At 62.8% G+C, this 18,056-nt stretch carries 16 protein-coding genes; 5 read left to right on the forward strand and 11 right to left on the reverse strand.

Features of this window, described 5'->3' with window-relative positions:
• Window positions 1-51 precede the first annotated feature (51 nt).
• Window positions 52-1,923, forward strand: coding sequence for a MobH family relaxase (gene mobH / locus P5703_RS10365; protein ID WP_003821130.1), 1,872 nt, complete (start codon window positions 52-54; stop codon window positions 1,921-1,923).
• A 50-nt stretch (window positions 1,924-1,973) separates the two neighbouring features.
• Here mobH and kdsA read toward each other — a convergent pair whose 3' ends face one another.
• The 3 genes from kdsA to copM all read right to left on the reverse strand — a co-directional run bounded on the left by kdsA (window position 1,974) and on the right by copM (window position 3,990).
• Window positions 1,974-2,846 carry a 3-deoxy-8-phosphooctulonate synthase gene (gene kdsA / locus P5703_RS10370; RefSeq protein ID WP_003821131.1) on the reverse strand — a complete coding sequence of 291 codons (873 nt, stop codon included), beginning with the start codon at window positions 2,844-2,846 and terminating at the stop codon, window positions 1,974-1,976.
• 174 nt (window positions 2,847-3,020) lie between these two features.
• Entirely contained in the window at window positions 3,021-3,278 is a 258-nt protein-coding gene (locus P5703_RS10375; RefSeq protein ID WP_003821132.1) for a glutaredoxin family protein, read from the reverse strand.
• A gap of 10 nt (window positions 3,279-3,288) precedes the next feature.
• On the reverse strand, window positions 3,289-3,990 hold the full coding sequence (gene copM, locus P5703_RS10380; RefSeq protein ID WP_003821133.1) for a CopM family metallochaperone: 702 nt from the start codon (window positions 3,988-3,990) through the stop codon (window positions 3,289-3,291).
• 180 nt (window positions 3,991-4,170) lie between these two features.
• Here copM and P5703_RS10385 point away from each other — a divergent pair, with 180 nt between their 5' ends.
• Window positions 4,171-4,581: a hypothetical protein gene (locus P5703_RS10385; RefSeq protein WP_012614065.1), complete on the forward strand. Its 411-nt coding sequence runs from the start codon at window positions 4,171-4,173 to the stop codon at window positions 4,579-4,581.
• 155 nt (window positions 4,582-4,736) lie between these two features.
• On the opposite strand, the gene P5703_RS10390 is transcribed toward P5703_RS10385, so the two are convergent.
• Window positions 4,737-5,432, reverse strand: coding sequence for a FadR/GntR family transcriptional regulator (locus P5703_RS10390; protein WP_003821135.1), 696 nt, complete (start codon window positions 5,430-5,432; stop codon window positions 4,737-4,739).
• Window positions 5,433-5,631: 199 nt separating this feature from the next.
• On the opposite strand from P5703_RS10390, the gene P5703_RS10395 reads away from it, so the two are divergent.
• Complete coding sequence (locus tag P5703_RS10395; RefSeq protein WP_015912832.1) at window positions 5,632-6,174, forward strand: nuclear transport factor 2 family protein; 543 nt, start codon at window positions 5,632-5,634, stop codon at window positions 6,172-6,174.
• A gap of 181 nt (window positions 6,175-6,355) precedes the next feature.
• On the forward strand, window positions 6,356-6,859 hold the full coding sequence (locus tag P5703_RS10400) for a ClbS/DfsB family four-helix bundle protein (RefSeq protein ID WP_003821138.1): 504 nt from the start codon (window positions 6,356-6,358) through the stop codon (window positions 6,857-6,859).
• A gap of 46 nt (window positions 6,860-6,905) precedes the next feature.
• Here P5703_RS10400 and P5703_RS10405 read toward each other — a convergent pair whose 3' ends face one another.
• Together P5703_RS10405 and merA are read right to left on the reverse strand one after the other, a co-directional pair.
• Complete coding sequence (locus tag P5703_RS10405; RefSeq protein WP_024082530.1) at window positions 6,906-7,751, reverse strand: MFS transporter; 846 nt, start codon at window positions 7,749-7,751, stop codon at window positions 6,906-6,908.
• A 377-nt stretch (window positions 7,752-8,128) separates the two neighbouring features.
• Window positions 8,129-9,670 (reverse strand): mercury(II) reductase, encoded by a 1,542-nt coding sequence (gene merA, locus P5703_RS10410; protein ID WP_223656231.1) that lies wholly within the window; start codon window positions 9,668-9,670, stop codon window positions 8,129-8,131.
• Window positions 9,671-9,705: 35 nt separating this feature from the next.
• On the opposite strand from merA, the gene P5703_RS10415 reads away from it, so the two are divergent.
• Window positions 9,706-10,278: a TetR/AcrR family transcriptional regulator gene (locus P5703_RS10415; protein ID WP_017638772.1), complete on the forward strand. Its 573-nt coding sequence runs from the start codon at window positions 9,706-9,708 to the stop codon at window positions 10,276-10,278.
• Between the two features lie 163 nt (window positions 10,279-10,441).
• Here P5703_RS10415 and P5703_RS10420 read toward each other — a convergent pair whose 3' ends face one another.
• From P5703_RS10420 to P5703_RS10440, 5 genes are all read right to left on the reverse strand, one after another.
• Window positions 10,442-11,623 carry an MFS transporter gene (locus P5703_RS10420; protein ID WP_285586594.1) on the reverse strand — a complete coding sequence of 394 codons (1,182 nt, stop codon included), beginning with the start codon at window positions 11,621-11,623 and terminating at the stop codon, window positions 10,442-10,444.
• 79 nt (window positions 11,624-11,702) lie between these two features.
• On the reverse strand, window positions 11,703-12,089 hold the full coding sequence (locus P5703_RS10425) for a MerR family transcriptional regulator (protein ID WP_015912830.1): 387 nt from the start codon (window positions 12,087-12,089) through the stop codon (window positions 11,703-11,705).
• 49 nt (window positions 12,090-12,138) lie between these two features.
• Window positions 12,139-13,644, reverse strand: a complete 1,506-nt coding sequence (locus P5703_RS10430; RefSeq protein ID WP_128654796.1) for an efflux transporter outer membrane subunit — start codon at window positions 13,642-13,644, stop codon at window positions 12,139-12,141.
• A 20-nt stretch (window positions 13,645-13,664) separates the two neighbouring features.
• Window positions 13,665-16,841 (reverse strand): efflux RND transporter permease subunit, encoded by a 3,177-nt coding sequence (locus tag P5703_RS10435; protein ID WP_024069209.1) that lies wholly within the window; start codon window positions 16,839-16,841, stop codon window positions 13,665-13,667.
• Entirely contained in the window at window positions 16,838-18,022 is a 1,185-nt protein-coding gene (locus P5703_RS10440; protein ID WP_275941751.1) for an efflux RND transporter periplasmic adaptor subunit, read from the reverse strand. Before P5703_RS10440 ends, P5703_RS10435 begins: the two co-directional genes overlap by 4 nt.
• Window positions 18,023-18,056 lie beyond the last annotated feature (34 nt).

Raw genomic sequence — 18,056 nt, forward strand, 5'->3', positions numbered from 1 at the left:
CCTCGAAAAGGCGAAAAGGCCTCCCGGTCGGCCCGTCATCAGGACATCGACATGCTCTCCCTGTTCCAGCGAAAACGGCCCCCGGTCGCTGCCGCGCCGTCGCCAGCACCCGCCACCGACCTCCCGAAAGGGTTGATGCGGCCGGAGTCGGCCGCATCGTTGCTCGCCACCCCGCGCCGGCAGAAGCTGCTGGAACACATCTGGCAGCGCACCTCGCTTTCGCGCAAGCAGTTCGCCTCCCTGTACCGCGCGCCGCTGGAGCGCTACGCCGAGCTGGTCCAGGCCTTCCCGGCTTCCGAAGCGCATCACCATGCCTACCCGGGCGGCATGCTCGACCATGGCCTCGAAATCGTCGCCTACAGCCTAAAGCTGCGGCAGTCCCATCTGCTGCCCATCGGGGCCAGCCCCGAAGACCAGGCGGCGCAGGCCGAAGCCTGGACTGCGGCCGTCGCCTATGCCGCACTGCTCCATGACATCGGCAAGGTGGCCGTCGATCTGCACGTCGAGCTGGCCGACGGCAGCACCTGGCACCCATGGCACGGCCCGCTGCGCCAACCGTACCGCTTCCGCTACCGTGACGATCGCGAGTACCGGCTCCACAGCGCCGCGACAGGCTTGCTGTACCAGCAATTGCTCAATCGCGATCTGCTGGACTGGCTCAGTGGCTATCCATCCTTGTGGGCGCCGCTGCTCTACGTCTTGGCTGGGCAGTACGAGCACGCCGGGGTTCTGGGCGAGCTTGTCGTGCAGGCCGACCGCGCCTCCGTCGCCCAGGAGCTGGGCGGCGATCCCGCGCGCGCCATGGCCGCGCCCAAGCACTCGCTCCAACGCAAGCTGGTCAACGGGCTGCGCTACCTGCTCAAGGAAGAGCTGAAACTGAACCAGCCGGAGGCCTCCGATGGCTGGCTCACCGAGGACGCGCTGTGGCTGGTGAGCAAGACAGTCTCGGACAAGCTGCGCGCGCACCTGCTGTCCCAGGGGGTCGATGGCATCCCCGCGAACAACACGGCCGTGTTCAACGTGCTACAGGATCATGCCATGTTGCAGCCCACCGCCTCCGGCAAGGCCATCTGGCGCGCAACTATTACCAGTGAGAGTGGCTGGTCCCATGCCTTCACGCTCCTGCGCCTGGCCCCGGCGCTGATCTGGGAGCCCTCGGAGCGACCCAGCCCATTTGCGGGAACCGTGACCGTGGACAACGCCGGCGAGGCCGAGGACGGGCCGCGCCCGTCCGCACCCGACGCTGCATTGCTACCTGGAGCAGCGGTGGCAACGGAGAAGGAGCCCGCAGCAAGCAGCCGTCCAGATCAGTCGGGCGGAAGTCACGCCATACCTCCCAGCACGCAGCGCAATCCGGCCGACCCACTGGAAAGCATGCTGGCGATGTTCGAGACAACGCCTGAGCCGGAGCAGTCCGTCGAAGCCCCGCCAGAGGGTGCCGACGATGCAGCGGTGCCGCTCGACCCTCCCGCATCGGCCCCAGGTCCTTCGGCGCCGACCGCCGCGCCTGCGCCGCACGATTTCGCCTCATTTACCGGGCGGCCATCGGGCGAGCATTTCATGGCCTGGCTGAAACAGGCCGTCCAGACCCGCAAGCTCATCATCAATGACGCCAAGGCCCTGGTACATACCGTGTCCGACACGGTTTACCTGATCAGCCCTGGTGTTTTCCAGCGCTACGCACAAGAGCATCCAACCATTGGGCCGCTTGCGAAGGACGCGGCCCTGCAGGACTGGCAGTGGGTGCAGAAGCGCTTTGAAAAACTCGGACTCCACAGGAAACAGCCATCGGGTCTGAACATCAGGACGTGCGAGGTCATGGGACCGCGCAAAACGCGCCAGGTGCATGGCTATTTGCTCGAAGACCCATCGCACATATTCGATGCCGTTCCACCGAACAATCCTTATCTGTCGCTCAAATAGCCGACTAAGAGGGGAAGTGCCACACGTTCTGTTTGAACGGGTGGCAAGCTTCAGTCGATCCGAAGAGGCTCGAACGACTTGACGAGTTGGTCCACCGCCTTGACCTGCCGCAGCAGCGGTTCGAGCGTGTCCAGTGGCAGAGCGCTGGGTCCGTCACAACGTGCATGCGCCGGGTCGGCGTGTGCTTCGAGGAACAAACCGCCAATGCCGACCGCCATGCCGGCCCGCGCGAGTTCGGGCAACTGTTGGCGACGCCCACCCGAAGCCAACGCATCCGCTTCTCGCCGCTGCAGGCTATGGGTTACGTCGAACACCAGTGGCAGGCCACTGCTGGCAACGCTCATTTCGCGGAAGCCCAACATGTCCACGACGAGATTGTCGTAGCCGAACTGCGTGCCACGCTCGCACAGCAGGACGCGCGGGTTGCCAGCCTCGTGCAGTTTGTGGACGACATGCCTGATCTGGCCCGGGCTGAGGAACTGCGGCTTCTTGACATTCACTACCCGACCGGTGCGGGCAATGGCGGCCACCAGATCGGTCTGCCGGGCCAGGAAGGCCGGAACTTGCAGTACGTCGGCAACGGCAGCGACCTGCATGGCCTGCTCAACCTCATGCACGTCGGTCAAGACTGGGCATCCGAACCGCGACTTGACCGCATCGAGGACCCGCAGCCCTTCCTCCAGGCCGACACCTCGGAAAGAATGGATCGACGAGCGATTGGCCTTGTCGAACGACGCCTTGAAAACGAAGGGTATCCCCAGCTTGCGCGTCACCTCCGCGAAGTGCTCAGCCGCAGCCAGGGTCGTATCGAGATCCTCGATGACGTTGATGCCGCCGAACAGCACGAACGGCAGGTCGTTGGCGACTGTGATGCCCTCGGAAATGGCGACGTGCAGGGAGGTGGCTGATGATGTCGATCGCATAAAAATTCCTCTCGTGATGTCAACGACCGCAGGCGAAAGCGCCGAGCGTCGTCGGCGAAGAATGCCTCACGGTCTTGAGCTTTGCGTGCAGACGCGTCCACAACAGCGCTTACAGGGTCCGACCGGGGTCCGCACCGGCGACTCCGCCCGTGACCACGGTCTTCCTTCAGCGGCTCACTGAAGACCGAGCGCCTTCATCAGCCTCGGCTTCTGGCTCGCGAAGGTGCCATAGAAGACCTCGTCGCCGACGATCGTGATCGGGGCCACGCGCACGCCGGTTCGTGACTTGGCCTCCGCGGAAATCTTCGGGTCGGTCAGGTCGCGCTCTTCAAACGCGATGCCCTGCTGGGACAACCACTCCTTTAGTGCCCGGCAGTCCGGGCAAGTTGGAGTGCTATAGATGAGGATGCGCGGGGTGTTGGCTTGGTTCATGGTCGTGCCTTCACTTGCCCCGAGCGACAAGCCAACTCTTCATCATGGCGATCTCGCCTTCCTGCGCGGAGATGACCTCCTGAGCCAACTTGCGGACCTCCGGGTTCTTGCCGTACTGCAGCGCCACCTTGGCCATGTCGATCGCACCCTGGTGGTGCGGGATCATGCCGCGCATGAAGTCCACATCGGCGTCGCCGCTGAAGTCGATCATCATGTCCGCATGCATGCGGTCGTTGCCGGCACGGTAGGCGGCCGTCGAGGCATCGCCCGAGCTGCCGGCCGCCGCCTGCTGGCCGTTGTCGCCCAGCCACTTGTTCATCATGGCGATCTCGCCTTCCTGCACGGTGATGACCTCCTGGGCCAGCTTGTGAACCTCCGGGTCCTTGCCGTACTGCAGCGCCACCTTGGCCATGTCGATCGCGCCCTGGTGGTGCGGGATCATGCCACGCATGAAATCGACGTCGGCGTTGCCAGTGAACTGCGCTCCCATCCCGGCGTGCATCTGGTCGTTCACGGCGCGATACGCGGTCGTGGAAGGACTGTCATTGGCCGAGGCGCTGGAGGGCATCGCGTGCCCTTGGTGACCTCCGCCCGCACTGGCCTGCATCGCTTCACCCGACGGGACGACCACCTTCTTCTGGACGGCCATCAGGCCGGCGGCGACCACGACGGCGCCCGCAATGAACAAGAGGCTGAACTTGTTGACCTTCATGAAAAAACTCCTTGAATGAGGTTGATGGGTTCACTGTAGGGCCTCCCATTGTTGGAAGGTCAAGCCCTTATTTCGCCCGTCACTTGGCGCTGCACGGCGGTGTGCCCATGCCCATTTCAGTTGCAAGTAATTCTCAACAAAGGTAGGATGTTAGGACGTTAATAGCGAGAGTCCAGGATCATGTCCCAGCAACCGAAAGTTCACGACACCAGCGATTTCCCCATCGTCCGCTTCGACGGCGCAAGCATCTACAACGGATACAGCAGCGCCTGGTGCGCGGAAATGGATGAACTCGTCGCCTGCGGAAAGCCCTTCGTGCTTATCTACGTCGCGGGAGGGCCAGAAGAGACTCTCGACGATCGCGCTCAGCGCGGCGTCTGGCTGAAGACTCACAAGGAGACGCTTGGCGGCACATTGCTCGCGCTCATCCACGTCGAACCGGATTCGGATAAGCGAGCCCAGTTGGAGGCCATGCTGCCAAAGCTCGTCCAGGCTTTCGGTACACCGCAGTCCACCCGGGCCACCCACGCCGATGCCGAGGCGCTGGCCCGGTATGTCCTGGCGGGTGGTCGCGTCGAAGATTCGATATGAACAGCACCGTCCGGTCGCTGTAGCGCACCAAGGGCCTATCCATGAGGACCGGCTACCGCGTGCTCTCCGGGAAACAACCCGCGTTCCGATCAACGGGGCCGGCGACCGGCTGCTCGATGGAAAGCGGCATTGCCAGCGCGGGAGTCGCGCTCGGATCAACCCGATTTCTCAAGTGCCGCAATCAGCGGAGCGACCACGTTCCGCACAGCCGCCGCAGCTGCTTCTCCATCCTGGCGCTCGATAGCATCCACGATCGCCTCATGGGTCGCGAGACCCGGCTCGGGCAGTTCCTTGTCCTTCAGCGCAGTCAGCGTGTTCATGCGGACCGAGTTCGCGAAGTAGCGGTACAGCTCAGCCAGCGCGCCGTTGCCGCACATCCCGGCGATCGCGCAGTGGAAAGCCGTATCGGCCTCGGCAAAGGCCGCGCTCGATGCGTGTTGCTCCTGCTCGCCGCGGGCCTTCAACAGTCGGCGCAGCAGCCCAACGTCCGCCTTGGACCGATGCACCGCGGCCAACCTGGCCGCCTCGGTTTCCAGCATGCAGCGCAACGCGAAGTGCTCTCGCAAGCCGGAACGCCCGACACGGCGCATGACCTCGGCCGGATCGATATTGGTTCGCACGTAGGTGCCATCACCCTGGCGGACTTCCAGGACCTGGCCGTGCGAGAGCACGCGAATGGCTTCCCGCACCGTGTTGCGGCCAACCTCCAGCATCTCGGCCAGTTCCTGCTCCCTGGGGATGCGCTCGCCGACCTTCCAGGCGCCTCCCTCGATCTGGCCGCGGATCAGCTCAATCGTCGAATCGACGAGCGAACGCCGCGGCGCCTGTGGGAGTGTGAAGCGGTTATTCATCGCGGTTCTCAAATGACGTAGAGACGGGAGCCCATCGGACCTCGATTGTAGCAACTCAGGCCTTATACATAGGATGATTCTATGTATTTGACAAAAGAGCAATTGCCGACGGCCTGTGCTTCGTTGCGCGCGACATGCGATTTTCCACCACGCCCGTGCGAGCGGGATTTTTTTCAACACCTTTTGGAGTATTTCGACCATGAACAACATGCAGCACGCCCTGTCATTCAGGCCCCTTCGTTCTTCAGACGGCTTGCGCTGCCGTCCGGTGCAGGCTTTGGGAGCGATATTCCTCGGGCTGGCTTCACTCGCCTATAGCGTCACGTCGCAGGCGGCAGATGAGCCAGAGAACGTGAAGGTGGTCCGGCAATACCTTGACGCCTGGAATGGCGGGCGAACCGACGCGATGGAAAAAGTGCTCGATTCCAACGTCGTCTATTTCAATACCAGCAATGAAGCGTCCCGCACTGGGCCTCAAGCCATTACCGAAGTCTCGCAGTTTCTGATGAAAATCCTGCCCGACCGAAAAATGAAAATCCGTTCGCAGCCGGTTGCCTCCGGCGATGGTGTGGCGATCGAGTGGGAATTCACCGCCACCAAGAACAGCAATGGCGGGACGTCGCCCTCCAGTTCGACCATCAGTTATTTCGGCGCGAGCTTCTTCCGTGTTTCGAACGGAAAGATTGTCTATGCCAGCGACTACTACAACCACAACACCATGCAGAAGCAGCTTCAGCAGTAACGTAAATCCGCAAACAGGAAATCACCGACATGTCCCGCTTCATCATGCACAAGCCCTCGGCGCCGCCAGCGCAGCGGTGAGGCAAGCGCTTTTCCTCAATCCAAGGTAATTGCGCTGGTGACTTGATGAATATCTGACACGCCGGTTATCGAGCCTTGTCTCGATGAAATAGAAATCCCGAATGAAACTACCAACCACGAAGCAGGAACTCCTTGACAAGGTTCGCGCCAGCCACCGAAAGCTCGGGGTAGAAGCTGCCACCATTCCCGCCAGCCACTACCGGCACACGGCCATGATCTGGCAGGAGCCGCGCCTGCATACCAACGCTGCGATGGTCCTGGTGGACGTCATCGTCTGGAACACGATGATCCTGCAGTTCGCGCATGATCGGACGCCTGGACCTTCGGCGTCCTTTTACTCGCCGAGTGCGATGGCGCAGCGGGCCGAGCGTCTTTCTGCCGGCTTCCAGCGCCGTTTCGCGGGCAGAGACCTTCGCGAGCTGGAAGCCATGCTCACGGAGGGACAGGACCGGGTGCTCGACTGCGTGGCGCACCATTCGAACGCCTCGCTTTTCGATCCCGCGTTGAGCCCGATGAAGACCCTCGGGCGCAAGATCCAGTTCTTCACCTCCACCGCCTACGACGACGCGCTGTCGAGGCTGCGCCAGTGGAAGCAGGTGCTGTAGCGGCCGAGGCGACCCACTGCGCGGAGCGCCTCTTGCACCGCTCCGATCAGACCGGAGCTGGCAGCGCCGGCTTTCGCGCGGCCTGCCACAGCAGCGGCACCAGGATCAGCGCCAGGGCCGGGAAGATCATCCAGTTGACCGCCTGCCAGCCCGAGCTGTGCAGGATCGATCCCGCGAGGAACGACACGGCCGCCGTGGCGGCGAAGACGAAGAAATCGTTCATGCCCTGCGCCTTGCTGCGCTCGGCCGGGGTGTGGCAATCGGTGACCATCGCCGTCGCGCCGATGAAGCTGAAGTTCCAGCCGATGCCCAGCAGCGCCAGCGAGCCCCAGAAGTGGGACAGGCCGAGCCCGCCCAGGGCCACCACCCCGGAGGCGGCGAGCAGCACCATGCCGACGGCGGTCACGCGCTCCTTGCCGTAGCGCACCATCAGTCGTCCTGTGAAAAAGCTCGGCCCGAACATCGCCAGCAGGTGCCACTGTATTCCTAGGGCGGCGTTGTCCACCGAATGCCCGTGGTTGACCATCGCCACCGGCGCGGCCGTCATCACGAACGCCATCACCCCATAGGACACCACGCCCGCAGCCACGGCCAGCAGATAGCGCGGCATCGCCAAGAGCTGCAGCACCGTCCGACCGCTATCGGCGACTGCTTCGGCCTGGGTCTGGCTCGGCGTGCGCAGCATCAGCAGGATCGGCAAGGCGATCAGCGGCAGCAGCGCCTGGCTGAGGAAGCTGCCAACGTAGGGCGTGCCCGCTACCGCATCGCGCGTGAAGATCACCAACTGCGGCCCGATGATGGCGCCCGCGAGACCGCCCACCATGACCCAGGAAATGGCCTTGGCCTTAAGCGCGTCCTCGGCGGTGACGGCGGCTGCGAAGCAGTAGCCCACAGCAGGAAATCGAACTATGAAACGAATAACCCCTTTCCTTCTGGTCGCAGTACTCGGGGGCACTGAAGCAGGCCAGCGTGTCTACTCATCGCGCATGAATTGCCTGACAACCTTTCAAATTTAGAGAAGATAAATTGAAGTTCTGACGGGAATTTCTCAGTAAAAGAATCCTATCTTTCTCGTCAACAGACTGAACGGCACCCCCTGAGTTTTTATGCATATATTCAAGATCGGCAAATTCTTTAATGATTCACCACAAAAAAGGCGGGAAGCCCATTGAGCGATCCCGCCATAGCAAAAAACTCAAACATGCTCACATCAGGAAACTTTACCCTGAAACGATCCCTTGAAATTTAAGCGCATAGTAATAATAAGATTTAGCCATTAGCCGAATCTTCCAAAGTTGGCGCACTGCTTGCTACGTTTTTAAGCGACTCCGCCATAGTGAAGTACGGAGACCACTGTTTTGCAAGTTGGTCAACCGTAAGTCCTGCGGAGATAATATAGGTTGCAGCTGCAATAACCTCTCCAGCAGATTCGCCTACCATATGAATACCCAGAATCCTTCCTGTCTCACGCTCGGATATCATCTTGATTATCCCTTTGTCGTGACGACTTACAATAGCACGTAGAACAAAGGAAACCGGAATTTCACGAACATCATAGGCAATTTGGGCCGCCTCAGCCTGCATAGGAGTCATGCCGACAGCAGCCATCTCGGGCGACGTGAAAATGACGCGGGGCAAGGCGGTGTAGTCTAGGGACCGAGGCTCGTTGCCCAGAGCATTGCTCGCGGCCACGGTCCCCTGCGCACTAGCGACATACACTAATTGAGCCATACCAGTGACATCGCCCGCTGCCCAGATGCGAGGATTTGAGGTTCGCAGATGTTCGTCCACAATTATTTCGCCTCGATCGCCCCTGGACACATTGACAGCATCCAAGTTGAGTCCTTCAGTTGCCGGACGGCGCCCCGTCGCTATGAGAATCTTATGGGCGAAAATTTGCTGAGTACGTCCTTCGGCGACGACAGTTGCAAGCACCCCGCTCTCGTGTGGTACGACGTTTGTCAGATTGGCGCCAGTATGGAACATGATGCCCTCCGCTGACAGCGCCTGCTCCAGTGCCGCAGAAATCGCGGGATCCTCGAACGGTGCAATTCGAGGAGCTATCTCGACCACTTCAACCTTGCTGCCCAGTCGAGCGAACAATTGACCTTGCTCCAGACCGATCGCATTGCCGCCGACGACCAGCATGGACTCAGGCACCTGCTCAAGGGACATGGCCGAGCCGGAAGTGAGAAAGTCCACCTCACTGAGGCCAGGAATGGAAGGAATGAATGGCGCTGCCCCACTGGCGATCAGTACCTGCTTGGCGTACACCAGGTTTGTGTTTCCGTCTGAGTCCGCGACGACGAGCGCTACGATATCTGGCTCATCTGACGCTACAAAGGTCGCCTTGCCGCGAAATACCGCAATACCTGCATCCTTGGGTGCTTGTACATGGAAAGACTGCCGGAAGTGCCCGATCATTTGATCTTTATCTCTGACAAGCAAAGACAAGTCGACAGGCCCGGCCGAGGTCGCTATACCTGGGAACTTCCCATGCGCAGCAGACATGCGAGCAGAAGCCGCCGCAAGCAACGTCTTTGAAGGAACGCATCCTACATTGAGACAGGTCCCTCCTGCCAACCCCTGTTCGATCATGGCGACTGTTTTGTCGAGCCTACGTGCTTCGTTCGCTGCGGCTCTAGCCGCCGAACCGGAACCTATCGTGACTAGATCATAGATGACGGAGGGCTGTTGTGCGGAAGCCGCTGTTGTCGTGTTCATAAAAGAAGCCTCAAGGAAATTGCAAAGAAAGAGACAGATCGGTCTCCTTGAGGGATTGTAGACAACCCTGTCTCCTTGTGTCAACATGTCGCGTATGAATCCTCACAACGATGAATAACATCATGGACAAAAAAGAACAGTTAGTCGCAACTGCCTTTAACCTTTTTTATAAGTACGGCATTCATGCTGTTGGCATCAATCGGGTACTTGAAGAGTCCGGCATTGCCAAGAAAACGCTATATAACCATTTCTCCAGCAAGGAAGATCTAATTGCTGCGACCGTCGAATATTGTGATCAGCAGTATTTCTCTTGGCTCGATTTGCGTTTGCACGAAGCGACGCCAGGTAGGGACGCCTTGTATGCCATGCTTGATGCTTTTGACGATCTGTTTCAGGGTCTCGATCAATCCAAGCCACTTTTCTTGGGTTGTTATTTCATTAATGTCAGCGCCGAATTCAGCAATCCGGATCATGATATACATAAGCTTTGCGCCCGAAACAAAGAGGCTATGCTGCGATGGATCACACACCACACTTCACTTGTCATAACGTCCAGAGAATCGATAGTTCAAATCTCTGAAACAATTGCTATGTTGCTTGAAGGGGCGATTATTCAGGCTCACGTTCTTGGAGATCTGCACGCTGCTCGCAAAGCCAAAGCCGTGGTTAAACTGCTTCTTGATAAATCTAACTAACTAACTAACTAACTAAATTCATCTGTCCATACAACTCTTTGACCATCAATAAAGGTGGAACGGCAAAGTAGCTTTCCGAAGTTTCAGCAGTGGAGACAAGTCGTGTAGTGCCGGAACGGGCCACTTATCGGCTTCCAGTCCTCGATCAATGCCCCAAGTCAAGTCAGTTGCAACCGTACCGCCCCTGCCACAGCAGCGGCACCAGGATCAGCGCCAAGGCCGGGAAGATCATCCAGTTGACCGCTTGCCAGCCCGAGCTATGCAGGATCGAGCCCGCGAGGAACGACACGGCCGCCGTGGCGGCGAAGACGAAGAAGTCGTTCATGCCCTGCGCCTTGCTGCGCTCGGCCGGGGTGTGGCAATCGGTGACCACCGCCGTCGCGCCGATGAAGCTGAAGTTCCAGCCGATGCCCAGCAGCGCCAGCGAGCCCCAGAAGTGGGACAGGCCGAGCCCGCCCAGGGCCACCACCCCGGAGGCGGCGAGCAGCACCATGCCCACGGCGGTCACGCGCTCCTTGCCGTAGCGCACCATCAGCCGCCCAGTGAAGAAGCTCGGCCCGAACATCGCCAGCAGGTGCCACTGGATGCCCAGGGCGGCGTTGTCCACCGAATGCCCGTGGTTGACCATCGCCACCGGCGCGGCGGTCATCACGAACGCCATCACCCCATAGGACACCACGCCCGCGGCCACGGCCAGCGCGTAGCGCGGCATCGCCAGGAGCTGCAGCACCGTGCGGCCGCTGTCGGCGGCGGCTTCGGCCGGGGTCTGGCGCGGCGTGCGCAGCATCAGCAAGATCGGCAGGGCGATCAGCGGCAGCAGCGCCTGGCTGAGGAAGCTGCCGACGTAGGGCGTGCCCGCTACCGCGTCGCGCGTGAAGATCACCAACTGCGGCCCGATGATGGCACCCGCGAGACCCCCCACCATCACCCAGGAAATCGCCTTGGCCTTGAGCGCGTCCTCGGCGGTGTCGGCGGCTGCGAAGCGGTAGCTCTGCACATACGCGCCGTAGAAGCCCGCCAGGAAGGTGCCGGCGCAGAAGATCCAGAACGAGGCCAGCATGATGCCCAGCGCGGCGATCAGGCCCGAGGCCACGCCGAAGCCGACCCCGACCACGTATCCGTTGCGGCGGCCATGGCGCCGCATGATGAACGCCGCAGGCAAGGTGCCGATGGCAAGACCCAGGCCGAACAGGCTCACGGGCAAGGTGATCCAGGCCGAATTCTTGGCAAGCTGCTGGCCGACCAGCCCACCCAGCGACATCACGATGGGCGCGCTGGCGCCGCCGAGCGCCTGCGCGGCGGTGAGAACGCCGATGTTTCGGCGCGTGATGCTCTGGTCGGTCATGGGCGTCTTTCTTATTCGTTTGTCTGGCCGGAAATATTACACGCATGAATATATATTCAGTTATATGGACATGCGATGCTCACGAACCATCGCGAGCCGGTCCATCCTCGGAAGCCCCGGCGGAAGCAGCACCGTGCAGGGCCAATGCGAGCAGGTGCTCTTTCACCTGGATCAGTTGCTCCATGCGTTCCTCAACACAGGCGAGATGGCCTTGGACAGCCTGCCTTAGCAGCTCAGGTTCCAGGAACCCCTCATGTGCCCAACCCAGTAGGCGGCGCACGTCATCCAGGCCGATTCCCGAGGCACGGTAGTTGCGAATCAGGTGAAGCCGTTCGACATGGGCCGGGCCATAGCGCCGATAGTTGTTGCGTGACCGCTCCGGGGCTTGCAACAGGCCCTCCCGCTCGTAGAACCGAATGTTCTCCGGGGGGGTGCCCGTCAAGCGCGCAAGTTCACCGATCCTCATCCGGTTCTCCGTGCGCAACGATGGGGAACGCCGCCGTTGCGCATAGCCCTTATCCCGGCGACCGGGCGGATGGTTGCCCGGTGGCGCCCGATTGCACCGTGTGCTCAGTCCAGCCGCCACCCAGCGCCTTGTAGAGGTGGATGAGGTTGTTCAGCCGCGTCAGGCGCGTGCGCACCAGGGTCTGCTGCGCACCGTACTGTGTGCGTTGCGCATCGAGCAAGGTGAGGTTGTCGTCCACGCCTTCCTGGAAGCGTTGCTCGGCTAGTTGGTAGGCTTTCTGGCTAGCCGCTACCAGGAGCTGCTCCGAGCGGATCTGCTCATCAAGCGTGCGCTTGCCCGCCAAGCCGTCAGCCACCTCAGCAAAGGCCGCCTGGATAGACTTCTCGTAGTTGGCGATTTCGATCCTCTTTTGTACCTGTGCCACGTCCAGATTGGCTCGCAACGCGCCGCCGCGGAAGATGGGCAGCGTGATCTGCGGCAGGAAGCTCCAGGCCCGCGAGCCCGAATCGAACAGGCCGTCCAGCGAAGCGCTGGCCGTGCCCGCCGAGCCCGTGAGGCTAATCGTCGGGAAGAACGCGGCCCGCGCCGCGCCGATGTTGGCGTTGGCGCCGATCAGCATCTGCTCGGCGGCGCGGATGTCCGGCCGACGCGCGAGCAGTTCGGACGGCAGGCCGCTCGGCAGGTCGGTCGGCACGATGTCGTCCGGCAGCGCCACGGCCTCGTCAAGCTGCCGGGACAGCTCCGGCGTCAGCGGCTGGCCCAGCAGCAGCACCAGCGCGTTGCGGTCCTTGGCCGCCTGCCGCGTGTAGGCGGCGCGGTTGGCCTCGGCGGTGCGCAGCGCGATCTCCGCGCGGCGCAGGTCGAGCTGCGTGGAATTTCCCGCTTCCACCAGTTGGGTGGTCAGGTCATAGGAGCGCTTCTGTGTGGCGAGGGTGTCGCTCGTCAGGCGCAGCAGTTCCTGGTCGGCGCGCAGCGTGAGGTAGGCGCTGGCCACCTCGGACACCAGGCTCATCTGCGTGGCGATGCGGGTCTCGTCGAGGGCCAGGTAGGACGCCAGCGCCCGGTCGTTGAGGCTGCGGATGCGGCCCCACAGGTCCAGCTCCCAGGCGGCCGTCACCCCGGCCACGTCGTAGCGCCGGAGCACGTCGCTTTGCCCCGTGGTACTGAGGTCGGCCGGTACGCGCTCTGACGCGCCGCGGGCGGAAACGCCCAGGTTCGGCAGCATCTCGGCACGCTGGATACGGTACAGCGCCTGAGCCGCCTCCACGTTGAGCGCGGCTTTGTGCATGTCGCGGTTGTTCTCCAGTGAAATGCCGATCAACTGCTGCAGCAGCGGGTCGCGGAAGAAGTCCCGCCAGCCGATCTCGGCCGTGATCGCGTCGTCGGGCGTCGCGGCCGCCGGTTCCACATAGGCCGCGCCCAAGGGATAAGCCGTGTCGATCGGCGCTGCGGGCCGGTCATACTTCGGTGCCATGGAGCAGCCAGTCAACGCCGCCGCGAGGGCGAGCGGCGCCAGCGTCCTGGCGGGTCGTGTGAATGCGAAAGATGTTTTCATGTCGTATGTCCTCCTGGCCGTCATGCGTGCTGGTCGGTCATGCCGACACGGGCATGGCGCGCTTCGCGGCGCAGCGCCAGCTTGCGCACCACGACGTAGAACACCGGCGTCAGCACCAGGCCGAATACCGTCACGCCCAGCATGCCGGCGAACACCGCGATGCCCATGGCGTGGCGCATCTCGGCGCCCGCACTGCTGGCCAGCACCAGCGGCACCACGCCAGCGATGAAGGCGAACGACGTCATCAGGATCGGGCGCAGCCGCAAGCGCGCGGCTTCGAGCACGGCTGCCAGCGGATCGGCCCCTTCGCTTTCCTTCGCGCGGGCGAACTCCACGATCAGGATCGCGTTCTTGGCGGCCAGGCCGACCAGCACCACGAAACCGATCTGCGTGAAGATGTTGTTGTCCCCCCCAGAGAGCCAGACGCCGGCGATCGCCGAGAGCAGCGCCATGGGTGCAATCAGCAGCACAGCGAACGGCAGCGACCAACTGTTGTACTGGGCCGCCAGGAACAGGAAGGCGAGCAGCACCGCCAGCGCGAAGATATAGATAGCAGTATTGCCAACTCGCTTTTCCTGGAAAGTCAGGTCCGTCCATTCGTAGGTCATACCGTCCGGCAGCGATTCGCTCACGATCTTCTCAATCGCGGCGGTGGCCTGGCCGGATGAGTAGCCCGGCGCTGGCCCGCCGCTGATGTCGGCCGAGGGGAAGCCGTTGTAATGCATCACCCGGTCGGGGCCGGAACTGCGCTCGATGGTCGCGATCGCGCTCAGCGGGATCATGTCGCCCGCTGCATTGCGCACCTTGAGCATGCCTATGTCCTCAGCCTGCATGCGGAACTGCGCATCGGCTTGGGCCATTACCCGGTAGGTGCGACCGAAGCGGTTGAAGTCGTTGACGTAGAGAGAGCCAAGGTTGACCTGCAGGGTGTCGAACACCTCGGTCAGCGACACGCCCTGCGACTTGGCCTTCACCCGGTCGATGTCCACCTGCAACTGCGGCGCATTGGTCTGGAAGCTGGCGAGCATGTTCGCCAGCTCGGGCGCCTGCATGGCCTTGCCCATGATCTGGCCCTGTGCTTGTGCAAGCGCCTCGGGACCCAGGCCCGCCCGGTCCTCGATCTGCAGCTTAAAGCCGCCCATAGAACCCAGGCCCGGCACCGGCGGCGGCGGGAAGATGCCGACGAAGCCGTCCGGGATCTGGCTGAACTTGCCCATGAGCTTGCCCTGGATGGCGAAGGCCGACAGCGACGGGTCCTTGCGCTCATCGAAGGGCTTGAGCATGGCGAACATCAGCGCGGTGTTCGGCTGGTTCACCGGTCCATTGACCGACAGGCCCGGGAAGGCCACCACGCTCTCGACGCCCGGCTCAGCCAGTGCGATCTTGGTCATCTCCTTGACGACCGCCTCGGTGCGATCCAGCGAGGCGCCGGTCGGAAGCTGGGCGATGCCCACGAGATAGTACTTGTCCTGGGCCGGCACGAAGCCCGCAGGCACCTTGTGGAAGCCCAGCCAGGTCAGGCCCAGGAAGCCGACGTAGAGCAGCAGCACGATGGCGCTGCCGCGCACCGCGCGGCGCACGCCCCCGACGTAGGAATTCGAGGCGCGGTCGAAGAAGCTGTTGAAGCGGCGGAAGAAGCCGCCGAACACGCCATCGATGATGCGCGTGACGCGATCGGGCTTGGCCGCGCCGTGGTGCGGCTTGAGCAGGATGGCGGCCAGCGCTGGCGACAGCGTAAGCGAGTTGATCGCCGACAGGATGGTCGAGAACGCGATGGTTAGCGCGAATTGGCGATAGAACTCGCCCTGCAGCCCCGACAGGAACGCCGAGGGGATGAAGACCGCTGCCAGCACCGAGGTGATGGCCAGGATCGGGCCAGTCACTTCATCCATCGCCTTGCGCGCCGCGTCCTTGGGTGATTCGCCCAGCGCTATGTGGCGCTCCACGTTCTCCACCACCACGATGGCGTCATCCACCACGATGCCGATGGACAGCACCAGTCCGAACAGCGACAGTGTGTTCAGCGAGAAACCGAACATGTGCATCACCGCGAACGTGCCGACCAGCGAGACCGGCACGGCGATCAGCGGGATGATCGACGCGCGCCAGGATTGCAGGAACAGCACCACCACGATCACCACCAGGAAGATGGCCTCCAGCAGCGTGACGGCGACGGACTGGAGCGAGGCGCGCACGAAGACCGTGGGGTCGTAGGCGACGCTATACTCAATGCCGTCGGGGAACTTGGCTTGAAGTCGGTCCATTGCCGCGCGCACCGCGCTAGACACATCCAGCGCGTTCGCGCCCGGGCTCTGGATGATCTGTATCCCCACCGCCGGCTCGCCATTGAGCAGGCTGCGCAAAGAGTAGGAATCGGCCCCCATCGAGATGCGGGCGACATCCCGCAGGCGAGTTACCTGGCCGTCGGCGCCCGTCTTCACGACGATCTCGCCGAATTGCTCCTCGCTCGACAGTCGGCCCAGAGTGTTGACCGTGACCTGGAACGCCGCCGAGGCATCCGGCTGCTGACCAACCGAACCAGCGGCAACCTGTATGTTCTGCTCGCGGATGGCGGCAACCACGTCGCTCGCGATCAGCCCACGAGCAGCGACCTTGGCGGGTTCGAGCCAGACCCGCATCGAATACTCCCCGGCGCCCCAGACTAGGACATCGCCGACGCCTGGCGTACGAGCCAGCTCATCCTTCACATGAAGTGTGGCGTAGTTGGAGACGTACAGCGGATCATATCGACCTCCAGGCGAAAGCAAATGCACCACCATGAGAACGTCCGGCGACGTTTTCTCGGTGACAACACCGATGCGCTGAACTTCAGGCGGTAGGCGCGGCAACGCCCGCGAGACCCGGTTTTGCACCTGGATCTGCGCAATGTCGGCGTTGATATGCTGCTCGAAGGAGACGGTGAGCACCATTTTCCCGTCGGTGGACATCTGAGACTGCATGTACATCATGCCTTCTACGCCGTTGATCGCCTGCTCCAGCGGTGATGCCACGGTATCGGCGATCACTTGCGGGTTGGCACCGGGATAGCTAGCGGTGACCTGCACCGTGGGAGGCGTGACCTGCGGGTATTCGCTCAGCGGCAGCTGGAAGTAGCTGATCGCGCCTGCGATCAGCATCAGCACCGACAGGACGATGGCGAAGATCGGCCGGTTGATGAAGAAGCGGGGGAAATTCATTTGCGGGCCTCCGCCGAGCCGGCCGCGCCGTCAGCCTTGGCGGGGTCCGCGCCACCGGCCTTGGCAGGCGCCGCAGCGGGAGCCGGAGCGTTTGCCGCAGCCTTGGTCGCGCCGGCCGCGCCGGCGGCCGGTGCCGCGGGCGCCTGCATGGGCACCATGCGCGGCGTGACCGCCATGCCGGGGCGCACGAGGCCCTTGATGATGATCTTCTCACCGGCCTGCAGGCCGCCGTTGATGACGCGCAGCCCGTCCACCACCGGCCCCAGTTCGATGGGCCGGTACTGGGCCTGGTTGTTCTCGCCCACAACCAGCACGTAGTTGCGCCCTTGGTCGGTGCCCACGGCCTGATCGTCGATCAGGACGGCCTCGCGCGCCGCGCCGGTGGACAGCTTGGCCCGGGCGAACATGCCGGGTGCCATGCGCCCATCCGGGTTGGGCACAACGGCGCGCGCGCGGATCGTGCCGGTGCTTCGGTCAATGGTGTTGCCGACGAAGTCAAGCGCGCCCTTGTGCGGGAAACCCTTGTCCGTGGTCAGCCCGACCTGCACGGGCAGCGAAGCCTTGCTACCGGCGCCCGCAGCGGGCCGCGAGCGGCTGACGACGTTGAGATAGGTGGCCTCATCAATGTCGAAGTACACGTGCAACGGGTCGATGGATACGATCGTGGTCAGCAGCGTGGCCGCGCCGGCGCCGCCACCGCTGACCAAGTTGCCCTCGGTCACGAGCACGCGGTCGACGCGCCCGGCGATGGGCGCAGTGACGCGGGCGTAGGACAGGTCCAGCTGAGCCGCAGCAACGGCGGCCTTAGCCGCCTGCACCTGAGCCTGGCGCGCGTTGCGTGCGGAGGCGGCATCGTCATAGGTCTTGCGCGCGACGGCGCCGGTCGCCACCAGGCGCTCGGCGCGGTCAAAGTCGGCCTGGGCCTGGCTGGCCAGCACCTCGGCCTGACGCAGTTGCGCCACGGCCGTGTCGAGCGCAACCTGGAACGGCCTCGGGTCGATCTGGAACAGCAGTTGGCCCTTGCGCACGAGGCTACCTTCGGGAACGCTCACCGCATCGACGGCGCCGCCGACCCGCGAGCGCAGCTCGACGGTCTTGGGCGCGGCCAGGAAGCCGGTGTACTCGGCCGATGGCGCGACCGTGCGGGTAATGACCTCGGCCACGGGCACCTGCGGCGCCATCGGCGCGCCCGCCGGGGGCGCCGCGGCCTTGCCC

The organism is Stutzerimonas sp. FeSN7, from assembly GCF_030263795.1.
GTDB lineage: Bacteria > Pseudomonadota > Gammaproteobacteria > Pseudomonadales > Pseudomonadaceae > Stutzerimonas > Stutzerimonas stutzeri.